The following is a 20,900-nucleotide window of genomic DNA, read 5'->3' on the forward strand; positions in this document are numbered from 1 at the left end:
TATAAATTCAGTTAATTAATAGATAGCATTCTCAATTTCAGCGGCAATTTGATTGATTTTAGGTAAACTCAATTCAAATTTTAATTCTTCATTATTTACGCCGTTTTTGTAGTTAAATAATGGTAATAATCCAGGTTCGATTTCATCTTCCTCAAGTAATTCCCATTCCCCTTCCGATTCCTTTATCGCTCCAATAATTCCACCGAAATAAACGAGTTTAAAATAATCCTTCTCTGGTATAACGGTGAGCGTAACTTGTTCATCGTTATTTTGGATATGTATATTGAATGGTTCCATAATTTAACAACCACTAGCAACAAAAATTGTTTAGGTTATTTATCAGTTATTAAAATTTTTAAGTGAAAACTTTGTTCAATAAAAGGTGTTTGTGAAATGTATGGAGCCTATAACAGTTATTATTGAAACCCCTAAGGGAAAAAAATATAAATGTGACATTGAGCAAGGATACGTGAAGCTAAAAAAGCTGTTACCTGCTGGTTTAATTTTTCCTTATGACTTTGGTTTTATTCCGGGAACTATTGGTGGGGATGGAGATCCTTTAGATGTGATGGTCATATCAGAGATAGAAACTTTTTCTGGTTGTGCAATAGATTGTAGAATAATTGGCGGCTTAAAAGCTGTACAAACAGAAAGAGATGGTAAAAAGATACGGAATGACAGATTATTTGCTATACCTGAAATATCAGAACAATATGTCTCAATAAACGAATTGAAAGATTTGCCGCAACAAGTTATCCATGAAATAGAACAATTTTTCATCAATTATAATGAACAAGCGGGTAAAGTTTTTGAACCCCTTAATCATTTTTCGGCAAAGAAAGCTTTAAAGTTGATTGAAAATTCAAAACGGAATGGCGAACCCTCAAAACGTATTGAACTGTTTATACCGGTTTATAATAAAAAAGGCAAGCCTTTTCCTAAAAAGTACTATACTAATCTACATCAAAAGCTAACTGATAAATTCGGTGGATTAACAATGTATTCAAGAGTTCCAGTAATTGGTTTTTGGAAAGAGAATACAGCTAATACCGTTAAAGAAAATATTATTGTATATGAGGTCTTAGCCACCGAGATTGACGACAAATTTTGGTCTAAATTAAAAAAGTGGATATTAAAAACATTTGCTCAAGAGGAAATCATTATTCATATTTCCTCTGTGAGCAGTATTTAGAACATTTATTTTTTTCTTTCCAAATTTTTCCTTGGAGGTCCACATAACACATTTCCTTCTAAGTCAAATCTTCCACCATGACATGGACAATCCCAGCTCTTTTCAACAGAATTGAAATTTACAATACATCCAGCATGAGTACATACAGGATTAAGGATAGTAACTTTTCCGTTTTTGTGTTTATATAGAGCTAACTTTTCCCCGTTGTAATCAGCAACAGTGCCAGTTTCGCTTTCCATTTCTGTTAAGGTAGAAATGGCCTCAGTGTTAAATCTATCTGCTATAAAGTGCCAAGCTACATTTGCATTTTCTTGTACGAGCTCTGTAAATCCGGCAATTGGTTTAATTCTAGAAGCGGAGAAGATATCTTTAAACTCGTTTTTCTTACCTAAAACTTCATCACTAATCATGATAGCGGATAGGGTACCGAAGATCATTCCATTGCCATTAAATCCTGTAGCAACATATATGTTTTCTTCTCCAGGCATTTGACCGATATAAGGTAATCCATCTGCGGGAACATAATATTGTGAAGACCATCGAAATGCGACATCTTTAACATCAAAGTATTGTTTAACATAACTTTCTAAAGTGTTAAAAGCATTCTCTGCATCCCCTTGGCCAGTTTTATGATCTTCGCCACCTACTAAAAGATATTTTTGACCTTCAATAACATGAGTTCTAAAATAATGATAGGGTTCCATCATATCGTATACTAATTCTTTAGGATATTTTTCGTCGTTTAATGTTACTCCAATTACGTAACTACGATAGGGAGCACATTTAAAACTAAATGAATTTACTCCTGGCACAGCGTGTGTTGCATATACTAAATGTAAAGCTTTAAAAATTTGATGATTTGAAACAGCATATACAAATCCTCCTTTATTTTCAACTTCGTTAACAAAAGTATGTTCAACTATTACTCCACCATTTTCTTCAAAAGCTTCAGCTAGTTTTTGAATATATTTTATAGGGTGAAATTGACCTTGTTGTTTAAATAATATAGCGGATTGGAAGGGTATTGGAAGATTGATTTTATCCGTCTGTTCAACTTCAACACCAGCTCTTTTGGAAGCATCTAATATCTCTTTTAATTCTTCACTTTGCTTTTCGTCTTGAGCAAATAAATATGCATTTTTCTCTTCTAAATCACATCCAATGTTTAAGTCTTTTGTCAACTTTTTTATTAACGAAAAAGCTTCTTTTCCTGCTTTAGCTACTAGCTTTGAATTTTCTTTACCAAAATCTGATTCAATTTCTGGATAAGTAGCATCAAAAAAAGTATTTAGGTGAGCACTTGTGCCTCCGGTAGTTCCAAAACCGATATTGCCACGCTCAATTATTAAGCACTTTTTTCCTTGTTGTTGTAATAATAACCCAGTTGTTAAACCAGTAATTCCTCCGCCAATTATAATTACATCAAATAGCTGATGTTTTTCATGATTAGCCGAGTTTATTTTTTTCTCTTGTATATCTTTCAATTGCCATGGGCTAACTGTTGTGCTATCTCTTGAAATCATAATTAAAGATTAAGTTTTTATATCATAACAATCTTTAAATAAATAGGTTCTCATAAATATTTAATACGTTTTTTATATTTTTTTAAAACCATTTTTTTTGAGGAAGGTTAATCTAGTAAAAGGAATATGAAATAGTGGAGCGGCTTAAAAAGATAATTAAACTATAAAAATGCCTTCATCAGTTGTTGAACATATTAAATATGATCCTGAAAAGAAAGACTTAATTGTAGTGTTTGTATCAGGTGATGTGTATCGTTATAAAGATGTACCTGAAAAGATTTATAAAAATTTTAAAGCTTCAATTTCAAAAGGCACTTTTTTAAATAGAACTATCAAAAAGAAATTTGAGATGGAAAAAATTGAGGACTAAAAAGAGGGCTTTTAATTCGAAATAAAAATAATGTTGTATGAACAGCAACAGTAACACTAATAACTAACATAAAATCAAATACCATGGAAAATCAAAATCAAAACAGTGAAGATTTAAACAATCAATCACAATCAGGAAATCAATGGAATCAAGAAAATGAAAATCAAGACCAGAACCAAAATCAGTCAGGAACTTCTGGGGGATCAAATTCAGGACAGAATCAATTTGATAATCAGAATAGCGGTTCACAAGGAGGTTCAGGTCAAATGCAAGACGGTGGTTTAGGAAACACAAATTCACAACAAAATCAAGGTTCTAATACTAGCGATAGTTCATGGAACCAAGACAGGAATAACAATCAATCGGGAATGAGTGGCATGAATCAACAACAACAAGGTTCAGATGCTGATTATGCATCAAATGCTTCAGGTAACCAAAACTCTATGTCAGGCGGTCAACAAACGCAAAATTATGGTCAGCAAAATGGAGAAGATCCTAATAATAATGCAGATTCAGAAAATCGTAATGATCAAAATGGAGAAAGTAGTTTAGATAGAGATGAAAGAAGCGGCGGATCGGCCTTGTAAACAAATGAAGCTAACAATGATATAAGGCAATTAAAATTCATATTTTAATTGCCTTATTTATTTAGTGATTATCACATACCTGGTAATTTTAATCCTGCATTTTTAATATCAGCAATCAATTTTTCTTGAAAAGCGAATTTGGTATCCATAAATCCATGTGATTTTACCCAAACACTAATACTCACTTTATATCCATCAGGCTCTATTGATGAAATCCCTATTCTTCGCTCTGGTTTTTTAAGCATATCCTTGTTTTCATCTATTACCGCATTAATTAAATGTTTAACGGTTTCGAAGTCAATCGAATTCATAAATTTCAGTTCAATATCCAATCTTCTACTGCCTATTCTACTAATGTTCACTATGACTTCGTTTGAAAGTTTACTATTAGGGTAAATTACAGTTCTGTTATCGAATGTAGTAACCACCGTATAAAATATTTGTATGGAAGTAACAGTGCCTTCCATTCCAGATGCAATAATATTATCACCAACAGCAAAGGGTTTAAGTAATAATATAATTATGCCACTTGCAAAATTTTGTAAGGTACCCGATAATGCTAAACCTAAAGCAACACCCATTGCTCCAATTAAAGCTGCAAATACCGTCATTTGAATACCGATGATTTGCATTACGCCAAGTATAAGCAACACCCGTAGTACCACAATAACTAAGCTCAATAAGAATGGCTTTAAGGAGGGGTCTATCTCTTTTTGGTGCATTCTGGATGTTAACCATCTAGAAAGTATTTTTATTAACCAAAATCCAATAAATAAAACGGCAATGCCAAGTATAAAGCTAGGGCCCTTTTCAATTATCCAGGTATATAGTTTATCACTAAACTTATTTATGTTAAAATCCATGTTTTAATGAACAACAATTGAAATTAAATTGTTTATAAAATAGGTAAAATCATATCGGTAAACATCGGTTATGGAATTGATGATCGAGTAAATAATTAAAAATATGGACGTAAAAACCATTATTGGATTTAGCGCTGGCATATTGACTGCTATTTCATCTATTCCTCAGATTATAAAAATATTAAAGGATAAGAAAGCGCAAGCAGTTTCACCACTAATGTTTTTTGTTTTGTTAGTAGGAAATTTACTTTGGTGCTGGTATGGTGTGATGTTGAATGATTTGCCAATTACTTTAACCAATGGATTTTCTACAATATGCGACATATTAATGATTATATTAAATTATAAATATTCAAAAAAGTAGTATGGCGAGTTTATTTTATACAAAAAAAGCTATGGAATTTCCATAGCTTTTTTTTAGTATGATCTTTGATTTTTACTCAGTTGCAGCTTGCTCATTTACAAAGCCTTCAGCAATTGTAGTTAATGCTACATCAGTAGCTTTTTCATTTTCTAAAGTTTGTGATAGTAAGCCTACTACATCTGTATGACCCATGTTTTCTGCAAACACGCGAAGTGTTCCATAAGTAGCAATTTCATAGTGCTCTACTTTTTGTGCAGCAAGAATTAATCCTGCGTCGCGAATCATAGTTCCGGCGTCTGTATCTTCTATAATACCATTAGCCTCTTCAAGAAGACCAGCCATGGCATCACATTTTTTTGCAGCTGCTTTTTCTCCTAAAAGTTCAAAAACTTGTTCTAAAGTTGAAATGTGTTGCTCTGTTTCAGCAGTGTGCTTTTCAAATGCTGCTGCTAAGTCTGGACTAGTAGAAGCTTTCTGCATTTTTGGGAGAGCTTTTGCTAAATGTTTCTCTGCCCAATAAATATCTTTTAATTCATCGATAAAAAATTCATGGAATTCTGAATCTTCCATTTTACCTGTCTTTCCGGTAGGTTTCTTTTTAGTTGCCATATTTTGTTGTTTTTTAGGTATTTATTTAATGTTTATTAGACGTTTGATAATATTAACATGGTCTATAAAAAAATGTTTTGGTAATTTTCAATTCTTTCATACTTATTATTTGCCCGTTTCCATGTGGGGTGCATCCACAGGTTTTGATTCAGGTGAGCCTTTTTGACGTAGGTAAATTGTTAAAAATACAATAGAAGCTACCGATAGAAATTCGCTTTGCCAATTCTGAAAAGTTTCAAACCAGAATTCGCTTTGTCCTAGGTAACTTAACATATTATCCAATGGTAAATGTTTTGCGACTTGCTCGGCATTATGAGATTCTAAACTGCCATAAAAATGCATTGCCCAACTGAAAAGGAAGAGTATTGCAAAACAAATTGAAAGTGACATGCTATATAATTTAAGAATCCAACCGCCCTTTTTTACAGGCCAAGGAGCATTTTTTCCAGGCTTTGGTTCACGATCAACGTCTTCAAGCTCACCTATTTTCTTAGACTCAGCAGAACCTTTTTGTCGTAAGCCAATTGTTAATAAAACATAGAGCGCCATTTGCAGAAATTCTGATTCGAAATTTTCAAAAGTAGCAGAGATAAAATGACCGCTAAAAAGATAAGTTTTAAACGATAAAGCACTCGCTCCGAGTTCCTGCATTTCTGTATTATTTTGGTGCCATCCTGTAATAGCTTGAGCAAAAAGGGTAATTAGAAATAATGTTGTAAAGACGATGGTCAATGAATTTCTGTAAAAATAGGAGTGACTTGTTGTTTGTTTTTCCATGGTTAGAATTTTCAAAGTTTACTGTAGATTTTTTAACAAAAGTTGAGCAGTATGGTTAACAGCACCAATTATAATCTCTTCTGGCTTGCCAGAAAATACTTTTCGTTCGTTGAAAAATGTTTTCCCATTTTTTATGGCATGAATAAACATTGTTCCGACAGGTTTTTTAGTAGTCTCGCTACCTCCAGGTGCTGGAAGACCAGTTATTCCAACATGAATATCAGCGTCAATAAGTTTTTGTAAACCAGTTGTAATTGCTTTTGTTACTTGTTTAGATTCTGGAGTATGTTTTTCAATAACTTTACTTTTTACTCCAAGAATATTCTTTTTGAGCGCAGCATCATAGCAAACTAATCCTCCTTTTAAATACTTGCCCGCATTTTTTGGCATAGAAAATTCAGCTGCGAGTCGTCCAGCAGTTGCACTTTCAGCAAAAGCGATAGTGAGCTTTTTTTCAATTAAAATTTTAGCCACTTTTTTGATACTTTCCTTCATTTATATTCACGATAGCTTGTTTCTGCTTAACAAATTGTGTTATGATTGGTTTTTCTTTTATCCAATTTATTGGTGTGATGTAGTGATATACAATCCAGATAAAAAATAAATATTTTATTACATTTGAAAGCGTTATTCTTCCAATCACACTTTATTTTTGTAAACGAATTATGATTTTTGAACAGCTTGTTAAAGAGTCGCCTCTTGCAATATATACTTGTGATGCAAGTGGTAGAGTAACATTTTTTAATGCAGCGGCAGCAACACTTTGGGGTAGGGAACCAGATCTCTTAAAGGATTATTGGTGCGGGTCATGGAAAATTTTCTACCCAGACGGTAGGCCTATGGAACTAGATAGTTGCCCAATGGCGCTTACACTGAAGAATGGCAAACCTTTTAATGGTGAAGAAATCGTCATCCAACAGCCTAATGGTGTATTGCGTTCATTGTTAGTTTATCCTTCACCTGTTTTCGATGAAAAAAAAATACTGTTGGGCGCTTATAATACACTCGTAGATATAACTGATAAAAAATCAAATGATGAGAAACATGAAATCTTATCCGCTATTGTAGAATCATCAGACGATGCGATTTTGAGTAAAGGCTTAGATGGTATTATCAAAAGTTGGAATGCTGGTGCCCAAAAAATATTTGGATATACAGAGGAAGAAGTACTTGGTAAGCATATTACAATACTCATTCCTCCTGCATTAATTAGTGAAGAAGAAGTTATTATTTCCAATATCAAAGCCGGAAAAAAAATCGATCATTTTCATACAGTTAGGCTACATAAAGATGGGCATGAGATTGAAATTTCTCTTACAGTTTCTCCCATTAAAGATGCTTTTGGGAATATTACTGGAGCTTCTAAAGTAGCAAGGGATATATCTGAACTTAAAAAAGCAGAACGACTTGCATATCAATTTGCAAAAAGGCAAACATTATTGAATTCTATCGGAATTACTATTTCCGAGAAATTAGATGTGAAAGAAATTTTGCAAAAAGTAACAGATGCAACAACAGAAATTACTGGAGCTGCCTTTGGCGCATTTTTTTACAATACTTTTGATGAAACTGGGGAGTCGTTTATGCTTTTCACCCTTTCTGGTGCGCCTAGAGAAGTTTTTGAAAAATTTGGAATGCCTCGCAATACCGCCATTTTTCACTCTACATTTTCAGGAGAGGGCATAGTTCGCTTAGATGATGTAACCAAAGATCCTAGATACGGTAAAAATGCGCCACATTATGGCATGCCAGCAGGACATCTTGCAGTAGTAAGTTATCTTGCAGTCCCTGTTATTTCATCTTCAGGCGATGTTATTGGTGGATTGTTTTTCGGTCACCCAGAGGCTGGTATTTTTAAAGCTGAACATGAAGAAATATTAGCAAGTGTAGCTTCTCAAGCTGCTGTAGCACTTGATAATTCAAAATTATTTGAAGAAGTAATGGCGCTATCTGAAAAAAAAGATGAGTTTATCGCTTTAGCTAGTCACGAACTTAAAACACCACTTACTTCTCTGAAAGGTTATTTACAAATGTTACAGAAAGAAAAAGGGAGTAAGACATCCGAGTTTTTTGTAGAAAAATCATTAAAACAATTAGATAGACTAGGCTCTTTAGTGGGAGATTTACTGGATGTTTCTAAAGTTGAGGCTGGTCAGCTTCAATTTAATTTTGATTTTTTTGATCTTCACAAAACCATAGAAGACATTTTAGAAACCTTCCGATATAATACTACTTCACATATTATCTCTTTTACTGGCGTTGAGGAACAACTGATGGTTTATGGAGACCAACAGAGAATTGAACAGGTCATTATTAACTTATTTAATAATGCTATTAAATATTCACCTCATGCACAGCAGGTTTTTGTTAGCCTTGAAGTTAATAAGGATCAAGCGATTGTAATAGTGAAGGACAATGGTATTGGATTATCTAAACAACAGCAAAAAGGAATATTCAAGCGGTTTTTTAGAGCTGAAGGAGTTGCTCATATTGCTGGATTAGGGCTTGGTCTCTATATCAGCAAAGAAATTATCGATAGACACCAAGGTTCTTTCATTGTAAAAAGTGAGGTGGGAGTTGGTTCTGAATTTGGATTTACTATTCCTTTAAAAACAAATGACATTCAAACAATTCTTACTATGTAAGTGTTCTTGCTTTACCAAAGCAAACTAACCGAATGGATAAGAAGAAAATTTATGTTGTAGAAGACGATAATGACATTAGTGAAATGATTACTATTCTGCTTACTGAAGAGGATTTGCAAGTGAGCACAAGTGCTAACATATCAGATTTTCGCAAACTACTTGATAAAGAATTGCCAGATCTAATTTTAATGGATATTATGCTTCCAGACGGAAACGGCATAGAAGAATGTAAGGAATTGAAGGAGTCTAATAAATTAAAATCTATTCCTTTAATACTCATGTCAGCTCATGCACAGAGCAAATTCGTAATAGAAGAATGTCCAGCAGATGGCTTTATCCCAAAACCTTTCGATATTTATGATTTTATGGCCCAAATTAATCATCAGCTAACCAAAACATCGTAAATCTATATTTGTATGTTATTTATTTATCTTTTTGAATAAATTCGAAGTATTTAATTCATTAAATGTTATTACTTACTCAGCTAAATTCTTAGCAACATTTTTCTAATTTTATAATCTATCCTTTCAAATTTTACTCAAAAACTTCATTTTTTAGAATTGAAACAAATTTGATACTTACATTTTTTGTGTGATGCAGAATAAGTTACATTTTCGGCATATTTTTTTTATCTTAGTTCTCGTAATAATTAAGTATAATTAAACCATAATCAATTCCTAGTAAGAAATTTTATTTGTTAGATAAACCATACGTCAAGTGATATTCAACTATAAAAAAAATGCAGACAGAAAGAAGAGAATTCTGATTGTAGAAGATGAGCCCATTAGCGTTTTATTGATTGAGCGAATACTAAAACCTTTTCCCTTTGATTTGGTAGTGGCAGTAAACGGTTTAGATGCAGTAGAAAAATTTAAAGCGGAAGAGTTTGATTTGGTTATTATGGATTTATATATGCCTAAAATGGATGGATTTGAGGCATCTAAAATTATAAGATCTTTATCTAAAACTGTTCCTATTATCGTAATATCTACCACAATTATAAATGAGGAAGAATTAAAAAGAGATATAGGAATTGATTATTTACTAGCAAAACCTTTAAACGTTGATAAGTTTAAAGATTTCATTCACATGCTTTTGTTGGCTTAGATATTCACTAAGGAATATTATTTTTTAACTGCAGTTTTACAGTCTGATTTTTTATATACTAAAGCATTTGTTGTGTCAATAGGAGAACCTTATATACATTCACTTTAGAAGGTAGAGAAAATAAAATAATTTTTTGAAGGTTGATTCAATGTGAAAAGAATGGTGTTTCCTTAAAGTATAAATGAATTTTTAGAAAATATTAATGATTAAAAAACAATATAGTTGGTTATTTGCGGGGTTAACTTTTGCCATATTTTGGGCCTCCGCATCAACAGCTACAAAAATTGGGTTAACTGTTGCACAACCTTTATTAATTGCAGTTACTCGTTTTGGCATAGCAGCAATTATAATGCTATTTGTTTCGCATATTTTACAAAAAAATAGATTACCAAAAGGAAGAGAATGGCTTCAAATCAGCATTTATGGAATATTAAATATTAGCATTTATTTAGGTTTATATGTTGTTGCAATGCAAAAAGTAACTGCCGGAATTGGGGCTCTTGCAGTTGCGATAAATCCAGTGTTAATTAGCTTTTTCTCAGTTATATTTCTAAATAAAAAATTAACACTTACCCTTATATTAGGATTGATAATATGCACTATTGGCGTGGTATCTGCCGCATGGCCGTTACTTGAAAATGCATCTGTAACTTATGAAGGTTTATTAATTCTTTTAGTAAGTATGCTATCTTATGCTTTAGCAGCAATTTATTTTTCTGCAAAGAAGTGGAATGAGTTAAGTCTTTTAACTATAAATGGGTGGCAGACCTTTATTGGTGGACTATTATTACTACCATTTGTTATCTTTCTTTATAACAGTCAACTCAATCACTTTAATTTGAAATTTTGGTCATCTGTAACTTGGTTAGCCATACCTGTTTCAATTATAGCCGTACAACTTTGGCTATGGTTACTAAAAACAAACGCGGTTAAAGCTGGTTTATGGTTATTCCTTTGTCCTTTATTTGGATTTATCATTGCTGCTATATTAGCAAATGAAGTAATCAGTTTATATACTTTAATAGGAGTTGTATTGGTTTTTGGCGGTCTATTAATAGCCAAAAAAGCAAATTGATATTTTTTATTAACAAACATATGAACCAACAATTAACTAACTTATTATGAATAGTTGTGTGAGAAATTTGGTAATGATTATTATTATTTTGATAGGTGCATGCTCATCCTTAAAAAGCCAAGCACAAATCTTCGATAAAAATAATTATATAAAAATCAAACCATCAGATGATTCTATAGCAATTGTACATAAAGCAGCTCGTATTACACCATCAGCAAGGCAATTGAGGTGGCAAGAGTTGGAATTAACTGCTTTTATCCATTTTGGAATGAACACGTTTACCAATAAAGAATGGGGAGATGGAACTGAAAATCCTTCGTTATTTAATCCGAAAAAATTAGATGCTAGGCAATGGGTAAAAGTTTGTAAGGAAGCTGGATTTAAACAAATTATTCTTACTGCTAAACATCACGATGGATTTTGTTTATGGCCAAGTAAATATACCGAACATTCTGTGAAAAATAGTCCTTGGAAAGGTGGTAAAGGTGATGTCGTGAAAGAAGTGGCTAATGCTTGTAAAGAATTTGGAATTGGTTTTGGTGTTTATCTTTCACCATGGGATCGTAATTCTGAATATTTTGGAAGTATGAAATACAACGATTTTTTTATTAATCAATTAACTGAGTTGTTAACTAATTACGGACAAATTGATGAAGTTTGGTTTGATGGTGCAAATGGAGAAGGCCCATCTGGTAAAAAACAGGTGTATGAATATAATCGCTGGTATGAACTTATTCGTAAACTACAACCAAAGGCTACCATTGCAGTATCAGGTCCAGATGTGCGTTGGGTTGGAACTGAAACTGGATATGGCAGAGAAACTGAATGGAGTGTTGTGCCTGCTAATGAATTGAGCACAGAGAAAATTGCAGATAACTCACAGAAAAAAGTAGAGTTTGCACCTCGAGATTTAATGTCTAAAGATTTAGGCAGTAGAGCGAAAATTGTAAAAGCAAAAAGCTTGGTTTGGTATCCTGCAGAAATTGATGTTTCTATCAGACCAGGTTGGTTTTATCATCCTTCTGAGGATAATAAAGTAAAAACTCCCGAGAAACTAACTGATATTTATTACAGTTCGGTTGGTAGAAATGGGGTGTTGTTACTTAATATTCCGCCAACTACAGACGGCTTAATTAGTGAGAGTGATATAAAATCTTTAAACGGATTTAGGTATCAATTAAATAAAACCTTTAGGACAAATTTATTAGCCGAAGGTGTAAAGAATGAAAATAACAATAGAGATATTAATACAGTTTTAGACAATAAACCTAATACTTTTTGGCCAACCAAAACTAAGAATGGAAATGTGATTATTGAATTTAAAATGAACAAAGCTAAAAATTTTGATGTTTTGTTGTTACAAGAAAACTTAAAAATTGGACAAAGAGTAGAACAATTTGTATTCGAATATAAAGATGGTGCAAGTTGGAAAGTAATTACTGAAGGTACAACAATTGGCTTTAAACGTTTATTGCGTTTTCCACAAGTTACAGCCTCACAAGTAAGATTAAGAATTTTATCATCCAGGTTAAACCCTGCTATTTCAGAAATAGGTTTATATAAACAAGTTTCACTTTAAGCTAAATCACTACTAAATAAGATATATCGCATTCTTATTTTAAATATTCGTTCGCAGATAATTAATAAAATACTAACCATTAAACCCAATAGATACTAAGAGGGCAAATCCTTTTCTTCTTTTTGGGTTATTATCTTTTGCTTTTTCAAATCTATTCGTATCAAATTGTATAAACTCATATATACATTTGCTATCCAAACAATAGAAAAACCAGCAAGTATATAACCACGCCAATCAGGGTAAATTAAAGTATACCTCGTCATTAACAATATCAAAATTGTCACATAATGACTAAAACAATACTCGCAGGTAAATAAGTAGAAGAATTTTCGTTGGTATAACTTTTTGCAATTACTAGATTTATCTACACAAAACTCTCTTATTTCTCTAAACACTTCTTCTTTAGTAACAGTCCATGCAATACAAGCAACCGGTATAGCCAAAATGAAAATCATTTCCATATGTTCAAACATTTTTCAACTAAAACCTAAGATATAGCTATTATGTTTGGAGAATGCTAAATTTTTAAAACCTTTTCTATTAAGCAAGACTTTTTATATAAAATCAATTGTTATGGAAAACCAGAAAAGAGTGCCAGTAGAACAAATAAATCCAGTTTCTAGAAAAACGAATGAAGAAATAGATGAAGATGAAGTCGGAAATCTGATTATCGATGGAAAATATACCGAAGAACCCAAATCGGTTCCCACAGATGGGCCTATCAGTGAAGATTTACCAAAAGATAAGCGTAGCTTGAATAAATAATAGCGAAATTTATAAAACTCCCTAACATCAAATTCTTGTCAACTCTTTTCTTTTCTCGAAAAATCGAAAAATGCCTCTCTATATTTGCACATGAAAATTCCATATTCGGTACTCGATTTAGCAACAGTAATACAAGGTAAAGCCCCTGCGGATACCTTTAAAAATAGTGTAGCACTTGCGCAGCATGTAGAAAAATTAGGTTATACACGATATTGGTTTGCAGAACATCACAATATGGTAAGCGTTGCCAGTTCAGCAACATCCGTATTAATTGGTCACATTGCAGGAAATACAGAAAAGATTAGAGTTGGTTCGGGAGGCATTATGCTACCTAATCACTCGCCTTTAATTGTAGCAGAGCAATTTGGTACATTAGCTACATTATATCCTAATAGGATAGATTTAGGATTAGGCAGAGCGCCAGGTACAGATCAACTTACAGCTATGGAAATTAGAGGTGGACGCTTTTCTGATCCGCATAGTTTTCCACAAGATGTGTTAAAACTACAAAAGTATTTATCAAATGATAATAGCCAAAGTAAAGTTAGGGCAATACCTGGCGAAGGAACTGAAGTGCCCATATGGATTTTAGGTTCAAGTACCGAAAGTGCACATTTAGCTGCCTCTTACGGGTTACCTTATGCTTTTGCAAGTCATTTCGCCCCAGCTTATTTTTTAGAGGCCATTAATATATACCGACAAAACTTCCGTCCATCAGCTACACTAAAAGAACCATATGTAATGTCTTGTGTAAATGTAGTTGCAGCAGATACAGATGCTGAAGCAGAACGATTAGCGACTTCCTTAAAGCAATTATTTATGGGTATTGTAACCGGTCAACGTAAATTATTGCAACCACCAATTAACAATATGGATGAGATTTGGAATGATATGGAAGAAGCAGCAGTAAACCAAATGTTATCTGTTGCCTTTATTGGTGGATCAAAAAAGCTAACTGCACAATTGCAATCATTTAGAGACCAAACTAAAATAGATGAAATAATGGTGACTTCTCATATATATGATCACGAAGCGAGATTATATTCTTATCAGCTTTTTGCTGATATAATGAAGAGTCTATAACTATGAACTAGCTCGTTATAATTTTAATTGGATTACTCAACAACTTATGAATAGGGCATTTATCGGCTATTTGCTCCAAGCGTTCAAGTTGCTCACTTGTTAAGTTTCCAATAAATTCTATTTTACGAGAAATGGTTGTCTCCTTTGTGATTTGATCTTCTTTGCAAATGGCTAACTCAATTTTAACAGAATCTAAAGCAATCTCTTTGCGGTCGGCATACATGCGTATCGTAATTGCAGTGCAACTACCCAAACTTGCTAAAAGTAATGCGCCTGGCGACATTCCTTCATCAGTACCACCTAAACTCTCTGGTTCATCAGCATAAATAAAATGACCACCCGAATAAATTTTGGTTCTATAATTGGATTTGTCTAACTCGGTAATGGCCGTAATTTTCGAACTACTCATATATATAATTTAATCATTAAATTTAGCATAAACATACCATAAAATGGAAGAACAAAACAAACTCCAACAACGATTAATTATATTTCAATCCTTTACAGGAAAAGAAATAACCAACTCACCCTCACATTTTATGAATTGGTTAAAACCTACTTTAATTAGTGCAGAGAAAGGAACATTGCACTGTAGTTACATCGTTAGAAAAGAAATGACAAATCCCTATGGTATATTGCACGGTGGTATCACAGCAGGTATTATTGATGATTTAATCGGAGCAACCGTTTACATTTTAGGGCTAAATGCTCGTTTTACTACTATAAATAATTCCATAGATTATTTTGCACCAGCTAATGAAGGCGATGAAATTACAGCAAAAACAACAGTCGTAAAGCAAGGTAAAACAATTATTAATCTGCAATGCGAAGTCTTTTTACCAACAAAAAAGCGACTTATAGCTAAAGGATATTCTAATATGTTAAATATAGGGTAGAGGGTCGATAAAGGTTAAGAAAGATTTCTTGTTATTAATTTAACTTTCACTAAACATTTTAACTTGAGCTTTGTTATATCATAACCCTAAAACCAAAATTACCATGTGGAATGATTATTTAAACCTCCAATTTGATGTAAAAGGTAAAACTTTTACTGGGTTCTGTATGAAAATTCAAGATGATTTTCATCTCACCTATGCTGTAATATTAGAAGATTGCCATTCATTTTGCATCTGGCTAGATGATAAAACATCTAAATGGTATTCATCCAAGTTTACAAATTTGGATCCTAGCGTTTTAGATCAAATTATAAATAGATTAGGTGTTCAAGAACAAGCATTAGCTTAGTTTTTATAATAGCTTAATAATATTGATTTTACGGTACACTATCATTACCTATGTAGATAGGTAAATAACAGTGCAAGCTTTTGCATACATTTTCCTCGAATTTATTTTTAGCCTCTAAAACTTTGCAAATACCTGCATTTGTATTTTTCTAGATTTGTCTAATCTGTTATAAATTAAACATCTAATTTATTATTATCCTGGTTTTATTGATGTTTAGTAAGTAAAATTTCTTAATTTCCAATTAATATTTACTTAACCTATACAACTATGAACAGAAAATTTATCTTAATTCTATTCGGGTTCTTGCTGTTTTCTATGGTTACTTATGCCCAAAAAACAATTAGTGGCAAAGTAACCGATGTAACAGATGGAACCGGAATTCCGGGAGTAAGTGTACTCGTAAAAGGCACAACGGCTGGAGCAACAACCCAGCCAAATGGTTCTTATACCATTAGTGTACCGGCAAATGGTACAACATTAGTATTTACCTATTTAGGCTTCCAAACCCAAGAAATTACAATTGGAAATAGAACCGAAATAAACGTTTCCTTAGCTTCAAGTACGCAAACTTTAGAAGGTGTAGTAGTAACTGCGCTTGGCATCAAGCGTAGCGAAAAATCTATTGGTTATGCAACGCAACAAGTAAACGGCGACAATTTGACCCTCACTAAAGAACAAAATGTAATTGGTTCTTTGGCAGGTAAAGTTGCAGGCGTTCAAGTTACAGGATCATCTGGCGCAAGTTTAGGGGGTACACAAAAAATTAAATTAAGAAGTGTAAACTCTATTACTGGTGGTGGACAACCCTTAATGGTAGTTGATGGTACACCAATTTCTAACGCTAATTTTGGTGGTTCAGAAAATGGTGTCGATTACGGTAACGTTGCACAAGATATTAACCCAGAAGACATAGATAATGTTAGCGTTTTAAAAGGGCCAGCAGCATCAGCACTTTACGGTATTAGAGGACAATATGGCGTAATCATGATTACCACTAAAAAGGGATCTAAAGGTGCTAAAAAAGTAAACATCAGTGTTAATTCTGCTTTCTCAATAGAAAAAACAGGTAACTTTTTGGAGCTACAAAATACCTATGGTGTTGGTAACAATCAAACTTTTCAAACTCTTACAGGTGGACAAAAATATGTGAACGGGAACGATGAAAGCTGGGGTCCAGCTATGGATGGAACTCCTGTAAGACAGTTTTATAGTTTTTACCCACAAGATCCTCGCTTCGGACAATTGACCCCGTTTGTTGCACATCCAGATAACGTTAAAGACTTTTATGAAACTGGCCACAACATCAATAATGGAATTTCAATTTCGGGTGGTAATGAAAATATGGACTACAGAATAAGCTATAACAACGCTTATATCAATGGAGTAATTCCAAATACTTGGTTAAAACGTAATAACTTAAGCTTAAGTTCATCATTAAAAGTGACTGATAAATTAACCGTAGGTGCAAATGTAAATTATGCAAATAACAATGGTCAGCGCCCAACGCAAGGTTATCAAGGTTCTTTTACTGGAGCAACACAATGGTTTCAACGTAATATAGATATTAACGAATTACGTAATTATAAATATGCAGACGGAACCATTTTAAATTGGAATGTAAATCCAAATACAAGTACAGGTATTGTGACTAACAACAAACCAAGCGATTGGAACAATCCGTTTTTTGATGCCTACGAAGTATTAAACAACGATAGCCGCGATCGTCTATTTGGTGATGTAAATGCAAGCTATCAAGTATTACCAGAATTAAAGTTGAGCGGTTTTGTACGTTCAGATATGTTTACTCAGACCATCACCCACAAAGAACCACTAGGTGGTCGTTTAGTAGATAGTTATCAAATTGGCAAATACCAGAACGAAGAGAATAACTATGAGTTTTTAGCTCAGTATAACAAAACCTTTAATGATATCTCTGTTAATTTCAATTTAGGAGCCAATTTATTTACTAATAGATACACACAACAATATCAAGGAACAGTAGGAGGTTTATCAAGTCCAGGATGGTATTCTGCAGCAGCATCTATAGATCGTCCAACTAGTACATCTTTTTTAAGAACTAAACAAGTAAGAAGTATGTATGCAATGGGTTCGTTCGGTTATAAAGACACTTATTTTTTAGACGCATCCATTCGTAATGATATTTCTTCGGCTTTACCAGATAATAATAATTCATACTGGTACCCATCAGTTTCTGGAAGTTTTGTATTTAGCCAACTTACAGATTGGAAAGCCCTGTCATTTGGTAAATTAAGATCCAGTTATGCTATCGCAGGTTCAGATTTAAGCCCTTATCAAACAGCATTTACCTACGGATCTGGAGCAAACTATGGTACAACACCAGCCATTAACACGTTATTAGTGCCAGATAAGTTAAATAATCCTAATATTAAACCTTCATTTGCCAATTCATTTGAGATTGGAGTAGATTTAAAGTTTTTTAAAAATCGTTTAGGAACAGAATTTACCTACTACAACCAACAAAACAAAGATCAAATCATTAGTCTTTCCGTTTCTGGAGCAAGCGGTTACGACCAAACTGTAGTTAATGCAGGTTCAATCCGTAACAAAGGAATAGAAATCGCATTAACAGGTCGACCAATTCAATCGAAATTATTTACATGGGATATGAGTTTAAACTTTGCTCGTAACAAAAATAAAATTGAAGAATTATATCCAGGCATTACAGTATTACAAAATGATTTAAATACCTATTCAAGTCAAACGGTGTACTTAAACTCAACACAAGGCCAATCATTTGGTAACTTAATGGGGCCGGGTTATAAAAAAGATCCAGCAACTGGAAAAGTTTTGTTAGGTACAGATAACATGCCTTTGTTTGATACTCTTAAAGATTTTGGAACCGTATTGCCAGACTTTACAGGTGGTCTTAGCAATACTTTCAAAGTATGGAAGTTTGATTTAGCCGCAAACATCGATTTTCAAAAAGGTGGACAATTCATGAGCTGGTCTAAAATGCTAGCCGCTAAATCTGGACAGGCTGCAGAAACTGCTGCCATTAATGATAAAGGCTTTAACGTTCGCGATGCGATTTCAGCAGGCGGAGGTGTAAAAGTAAACGGTATTTCACAAGCAACAGGTCAAGAAGTTACAGCTTATGTTGATGCTAGAACTTATTACAGGACAAATTTAGGAACACGTATTTACGATGAATGGATTTACAGTGCATCATATATCAAATTACGTGAAGTAAGTTTAGGCTATAATTTCGAACCTAAATTACTAGCTAAAACGCCATTTAAATCAGCAAAACTTGCAGTTATAGCTCGTAATCCAGTTATGATTTGGCAAAAAGCACCAAAAGGAGTAGATCCATCAGAACTCTCATCAGGTAGTACCTCAATAAGCTGGATAGAAAAAGGAGAGCTACAAACTGTACGTTCTTATGGTGTTAACTTAAGCCTAACATTTTAATTTTTAAGCATATGAAAAATACATATAAATCAATTTACATCTGCTTGCTAGCCATAGTAATGCTAGGTAGTTGCAAGAAATTTGATGAATCTATAAACACAGATCCAAATAACCCAACAAAAGCATCAGGTACGCAATTAATTGCAAACGCCGAGTTGTTTTTACCAGGTTTAAGTTCATCACCTTATGGTGTACATTATCCACAATATTTATCTAACACCTCATTTACAGATAACAGTAGGTATGTAACCGTAAACTTTAACTTTTCTGGTTTATATACCGGTCCGTTAATGAATCTCGAAAATGTAATTAACAATACAAGTTTAGATGCAATAGAAGGACCAGTAGCCAATCAAATAGCTGTTGCTAAAATATTAAAAGCATACTTCTTCTGGCACATGACAGATAGGTGGGGAGATATTCCATATAGCGAAGCTTTAAAAGGCGATCTAAACTTCACGCCTAAATACGATAAACAACAAGCCATTTACAACAGTTTGTTTACTTTATTAGATGAAGCCAATGCAGCAATAGTAACAGGAAACATTAAAAATGATATTGTTTATGGTGGCGATGTTGCAAAATGGAAAAGATTAGGTAATACCATCCACGCCTTAATGGCATTAAGATTAAGTAAGGTAGATGCGACAAAAGGCGCTGCAGAATTTAACAAAGCTGTAGCTAATGGAATGATGAGTTCAAATAACGATAACCTTTCTTACCCGCATTTAGCCGATCAAAACAACGAAAACTATTGGTACAACCAATTTACTCGTTTAGGCAGAAACTGGTTTGCAGTAAGTAAACCTGTGGTAGATTATATGCAACCGTTAAACGATCCACGTTTACCATTCTTTGCAAATAAACCTACTAACACAGCCATAACAAACTATGTAGGCTTAGAATATGGTTTGCCAGGTTCAACCACCGTAACTATTGCAAATTATAGTTTATTGGGAAGTAACTTGCGTTTACAAAACTCGCCAGTAGCCTTAGTAACCTATGCACAATCATTATTTGGAATGGCAGAAGCAGCTAAACTAAATTGGATTACCGGAGCAGATGTAACCGCTAAACTTAACTACGATAATGCAATTACAGAATCAATCAGACAATGGACAGGATCAACAAGTACAGCTGCAGCTTATTTGTTGCAACCAAACGTAGCCTACGATCCTGCAAACGCCTTAATGAAAATAGGTACACAACGTTGGGTACACTTGTTTTTACACGGTTATGAAGGTTGGGCAGAGTGGAGAAGAACAGGTTTTCCTAATTTCCTAGCACCAGCTCCAGCAAATAATGGCGCTCCAATTCCAAGGCGAGAAGCCTACGGAACACAAGAACGTTCTATAAACACTGCGAATTATAATGCAGCAGTAGCAGGCTTCCCTTATGGCGGTGCCGATGATTTAAATGCCAGAGTATGGTGGGATAAACCATAATCCCGCAAAAATCATCCAAAACTCTTAAAAGGATAATTAAATAATTAAAAAGTCCCAGTCTATATTAGAATGGGGCTTTTTAATTAGAAGCAATTCCAACTTCTCCATGTTCGTCATTGCGAAGCGGCATGACGCGGCAATCTTAATTAATTAAAATATTAACCTATAAACAGGTAACTGCAAGTATTAAACTGCTAACTTAGAGCATTAGAACATTA

General features: G+C 33.5%; 23 protein-coding genes. 15 read left to right on the forward strand and 8 right to left on the reverse strand.

The genetic code is table 11. The annotated features are described in order from the left end of the window. Positions 1-15: 15 nt before the first annotated feature. Positions 16-297 carry a hypothetical protein gene (locus HQN85_RS02820; RefSeq protein WP_173268826.1) on the reverse strand — a complete coding sequence of 94 codons (282 nt, stop codon included), beginning with the start codon at positions 295-297 and terminating at the stop codon, positions 16-18. A 100-nt stretch (positions 298-397) separates the two neighbouring features. On the opposite strand from HQN85_RS02820, the gene HQN85_RS02825 reads away from it, so the two are divergent. Next, the gene (locus HQN85_RS02825) at positions 398-1,192 is read left to right on the forward strand and encodes an inorganic diphosphatase (protein ID WP_173268827.1); all 795 of its coding nucleotides are present in this window, start codon (positions 398-400) and stop codon (positions 1,190-1,192) included. A 5-nt stretch (positions 1,193-1,197) separates the two neighbouring features. On the opposite strand, the gene HQN85_RS02830 is transcribed toward HQN85_RS02825, so the two are convergent. Continuing rightward, on the reverse strand, positions 1,198-2,715 hold the full coding sequence (locus HQN85_RS02830) for an FAD-dependent oxidoreductase (RefSeq protein ID WP_173268828.1): 1,518 nt from the start codon (positions 2,713-2,715) through the stop codon (positions 1,198-1,200). A gap of 169 nt (positions 2,716-2,884) precedes the next feature. Here HQN85_RS02830 and HQN85_RS02835 point away from each other — a divergent pair, with 169 nt between their 5' ends. Together HQN85_RS02835 and HQN85_RS02840 are read left to right on the forward strand one after the other, a co-directional pair. Continuing rightward, positions 2,885-3,085, forward strand: coding sequence for a KTSC domain-containing protein (locus tag HQN85_RS02835; RefSeq protein ID WP_173268829.1), 201 nt, complete (start codon positions 2,885-2,887; stop codon positions 3,083-3,085). A gap of 83 nt (positions 3,086-3,168) precedes the next feature. Continuing rightward, positions 3,169-3,672, forward strand: coding sequence for a hypothetical protein (locus HQN85_RS02840; RefSeq protein WP_173268830.1), 504 nt, complete (start codon positions 3,169-3,171; stop codon positions 3,670-3,672). A gap of 71 nt (positions 3,673-3,743) precedes the next feature. Here the strand turns inward: HQN85_RS02840 and HQN85_RS02845 are convergent, their stop codons facing one another. Then, positions 3,744-4,535 (reverse strand): mechanosensitive ion channel family protein, encoded by a 792-nt coding sequence (locus tag HQN85_RS02845; RefSeq protein WP_173268831.1) that lies wholly within the window; start codon positions 4,533-4,535, stop codon positions 3,744-3,746. Positions 4,536-4,638: 103 nt separating this feature from the next. Between HQN85_RS02845 and HQN85_RS02850 the strand changes: the two genes are divergently transcribed. Beyond that, positions 4,639-4,899: a SemiSWEET family sugar transporter gene (locus HQN85_RS02850; RefSeq protein WP_173268832.1), complete on the forward strand. Its 261-nt coding sequence runs from the start codon at positions 4,639-4,641 to the stop codon at positions 4,897-4,899. Between the two features lie 72 nt (positions 4,900-4,971). On the opposite strand, the gene HQN85_RS02855 is transcribed toward HQN85_RS02850, so the two are convergent. From HQN85_RS02855 to HQN85_RS02865, 3 genes are all read right to left on the reverse strand, one after another. Continuing rightward, positions 4,972-5,508 carry a YciE/YciF ferroxidase family protein gene (locus HQN85_RS02855; RefSeq protein WP_173268833.1) on the reverse strand — a complete coding sequence of 179 codons (537 nt, stop codon included), beginning with the start codon at positions 5,506-5,508 and terminating at the stop codon, positions 4,972-4,974. Positions 5,509-5,613: 105 nt separating this feature from the next. Further along, on the reverse strand, positions 5,614-6,285 hold the full coding sequence (locus HQN85_RS02860) for a DUF6766 family protein (RefSeq protein ID WP_173268834.1): 672 nt from the start codon (positions 6,283-6,285) through the stop codon (positions 5,614-5,616). 18 nt (positions 6,286-6,303) lie between these two features. Continuing rightward, positions 6,304-6,780: a CinA family protein gene (locus tag HQN85_RS02865; RefSeq protein ID WP_173268835.1), complete on the reverse strand. Its 477-nt coding sequence runs from the start codon at positions 6,778-6,780 to the stop codon at positions 6,304-6,306. Between the two features lie 170 nt (positions 6,781-6,950). Between HQN85_RS02865 and HQN85_RS02870 the strand changes: the two genes are divergently transcribed. From HQN85_RS02870 to HQN85_RS02890, 5 genes are all read left to right on the forward strand, one after another. Beyond that, positions 6,951-8,930 (forward strand): sensor histidine kinase, encoded by a 1,980-nt coding sequence (locus tag HQN85_RS02870; RefSeq protein WP_173268836.1) that lies wholly within the window; start codon positions 6,951-6,953, stop codon positions 8,928-8,930. Between the two features lie 32 nt (positions 8,931-8,962). Next, positions 8,963-9,334, forward strand: a complete 372-nt coding sequence (locus tag HQN85_RS02875; RefSeq protein ID WP_173268837.1) for a response regulator transcription factor — start codon at positions 8,963-8,965, stop codon at positions 9,332-9,334. 313 nt (positions 9,335-9,647) lie between these two features. Then, the gene (locus HQN85_RS02880; RefSeq protein ID WP_173268838.1) at positions 9,648-10,037 is read left to right on the forward strand and encodes a response regulator; all 390 of its coding nucleotides are present in this window, start codon (positions 9,648-9,650) and stop codon (positions 10,035-10,037) included. 202 nt (positions 10,038-10,239) lie between these two features. Continuing rightward, entirely contained in the window at positions 10,240-11,112 is an 873-nt protein-coding gene (locus HQN85_RS02885; RefSeq protein WP_173268839.1) for a DMT family transporter, read from the forward strand. Between the two features lie 73 nt (positions 11,113-11,185). Then, a complete protein-coding gene (locus HQN85_RS02890) occupies positions 11,186-12,691 on the forward strand; it encodes an alpha-L-fucosidase (RefSeq protein ID WP_216847210.1) in 1,506 nt (501 codons plus the stop codon). A gap of 95 nt (positions 12,692-12,786) precedes the next feature. On the opposite strand, the gene HQN85_RS02895 is transcribed toward HQN85_RS02890, so the two are convergent. Then, a complete protein-coding gene (locus HQN85_RS02895) occupies positions 12,787-13,152 on the reverse strand; it encodes a hypothetical protein (protein ID WP_246249593.1) in 366 nt (121 codons plus the stop codon). Between the two features lie 112 nt (positions 13,153-13,264). Between HQN85_RS02895 and HQN85_RS02900 the strand changes: the two genes are divergently transcribed. Continuing rightward, positions 13,265-13,456, forward strand: a complete 192-nt coding sequence (locus tag HQN85_RS02900; protein ID WP_173268842.1) for a hypothetical protein — start codon at positions 13,265-13,267, stop codon at positions 13,454-13,456. Between the two features lie 90 nt (positions 13,457-13,546). Continuing rightward, positions 13,547-14,539, forward strand: a complete 993-nt coding sequence (locus HQN85_RS02905; RefSeq protein ID WP_173268843.1) for an LLM class flavin-dependent oxidoreductase — start codon at positions 13,547-13,549, stop codon at positions 14,537-14,539. A 7-nt stretch (positions 14,540-14,546) separates the two neighbouring features. Here the strand turns inward: HQN85_RS02905 and HQN85_RS02910 are convergent, their stop codons facing one another. After that, positions 14,547-14,948, reverse strand: a complete 402-nt coding sequence (locus HQN85_RS02910) for an OsmC family protein (protein ID WP_173268844.1) — start codon at positions 14,946-14,948, stop codon at positions 14,547-14,549. A 43-nt stretch (positions 14,949-14,991) separates the two neighbouring features. Here HQN85_RS02910 and HQN85_RS02915 point away from each other — a divergent pair, with 43 nt between their 5' ends. The 4 genes from HQN85_RS02915 (at position 14,992) to HQN85_RS02930 (ending at position 20,682) form a co-directional block, all read left to right on the forward strand. Then, complete coding sequence (locus HQN85_RS02915; protein ID WP_173268845.1) at positions 14,992-15,435, forward strand: PaaI family thioesterase; 444 nt, start codon at positions 14,992-14,994, stop codon at positions 15,433-15,435. 103 nt (positions 15,436-15,538) lie between these two features. Then, entirely contained in the window at positions 15,539-15,784 is a 246-nt protein-coding gene (locus tag HQN85_RS02920; RefSeq protein ID WP_216847211.1) for a hypothetical protein, read from the forward strand. 267 nt (positions 15,785-16,051) lie between these two features. Next, positions 16,052-19,237 (forward strand): SusC/RagA family TonB-linked outer membrane protein, encoded by a 3,186-nt coding sequence (locus HQN85_RS02925; RefSeq protein ID WP_173268847.1) that lies wholly within the window; start codon positions 16,052-16,054, stop codon positions 19,235-19,237. An 11-nt stretch (positions 19,238-19,248) separates the two neighbouring features. Then, positions 19,249-20,682 carry a SusD/RagB family nutrient-binding outer membrane lipoprotein gene (locus tag HQN85_RS02930; RefSeq protein ID WP_173268848.1) on the forward strand — a complete coding sequence of 478 codons (1,434 nt, stop codon included), beginning with the start codon at positions 19,249-19,251 and terminating at the stop codon, positions 20,680-20,682. The last annotated feature ends 218 nt before the right edge of the window (positions 20,683-20,900 follow it).

The sequence above is a fragment of the Pedobacter boryungensis genome, assembly GCF_013204825.1.
GTDB classification, from domain to species: Bacteria; Bacteroidota; Bacteroidia; order Sphingobacteriales; family Sphingobacteriaceae; genus Pedobacter; species Pedobacter boryungensis.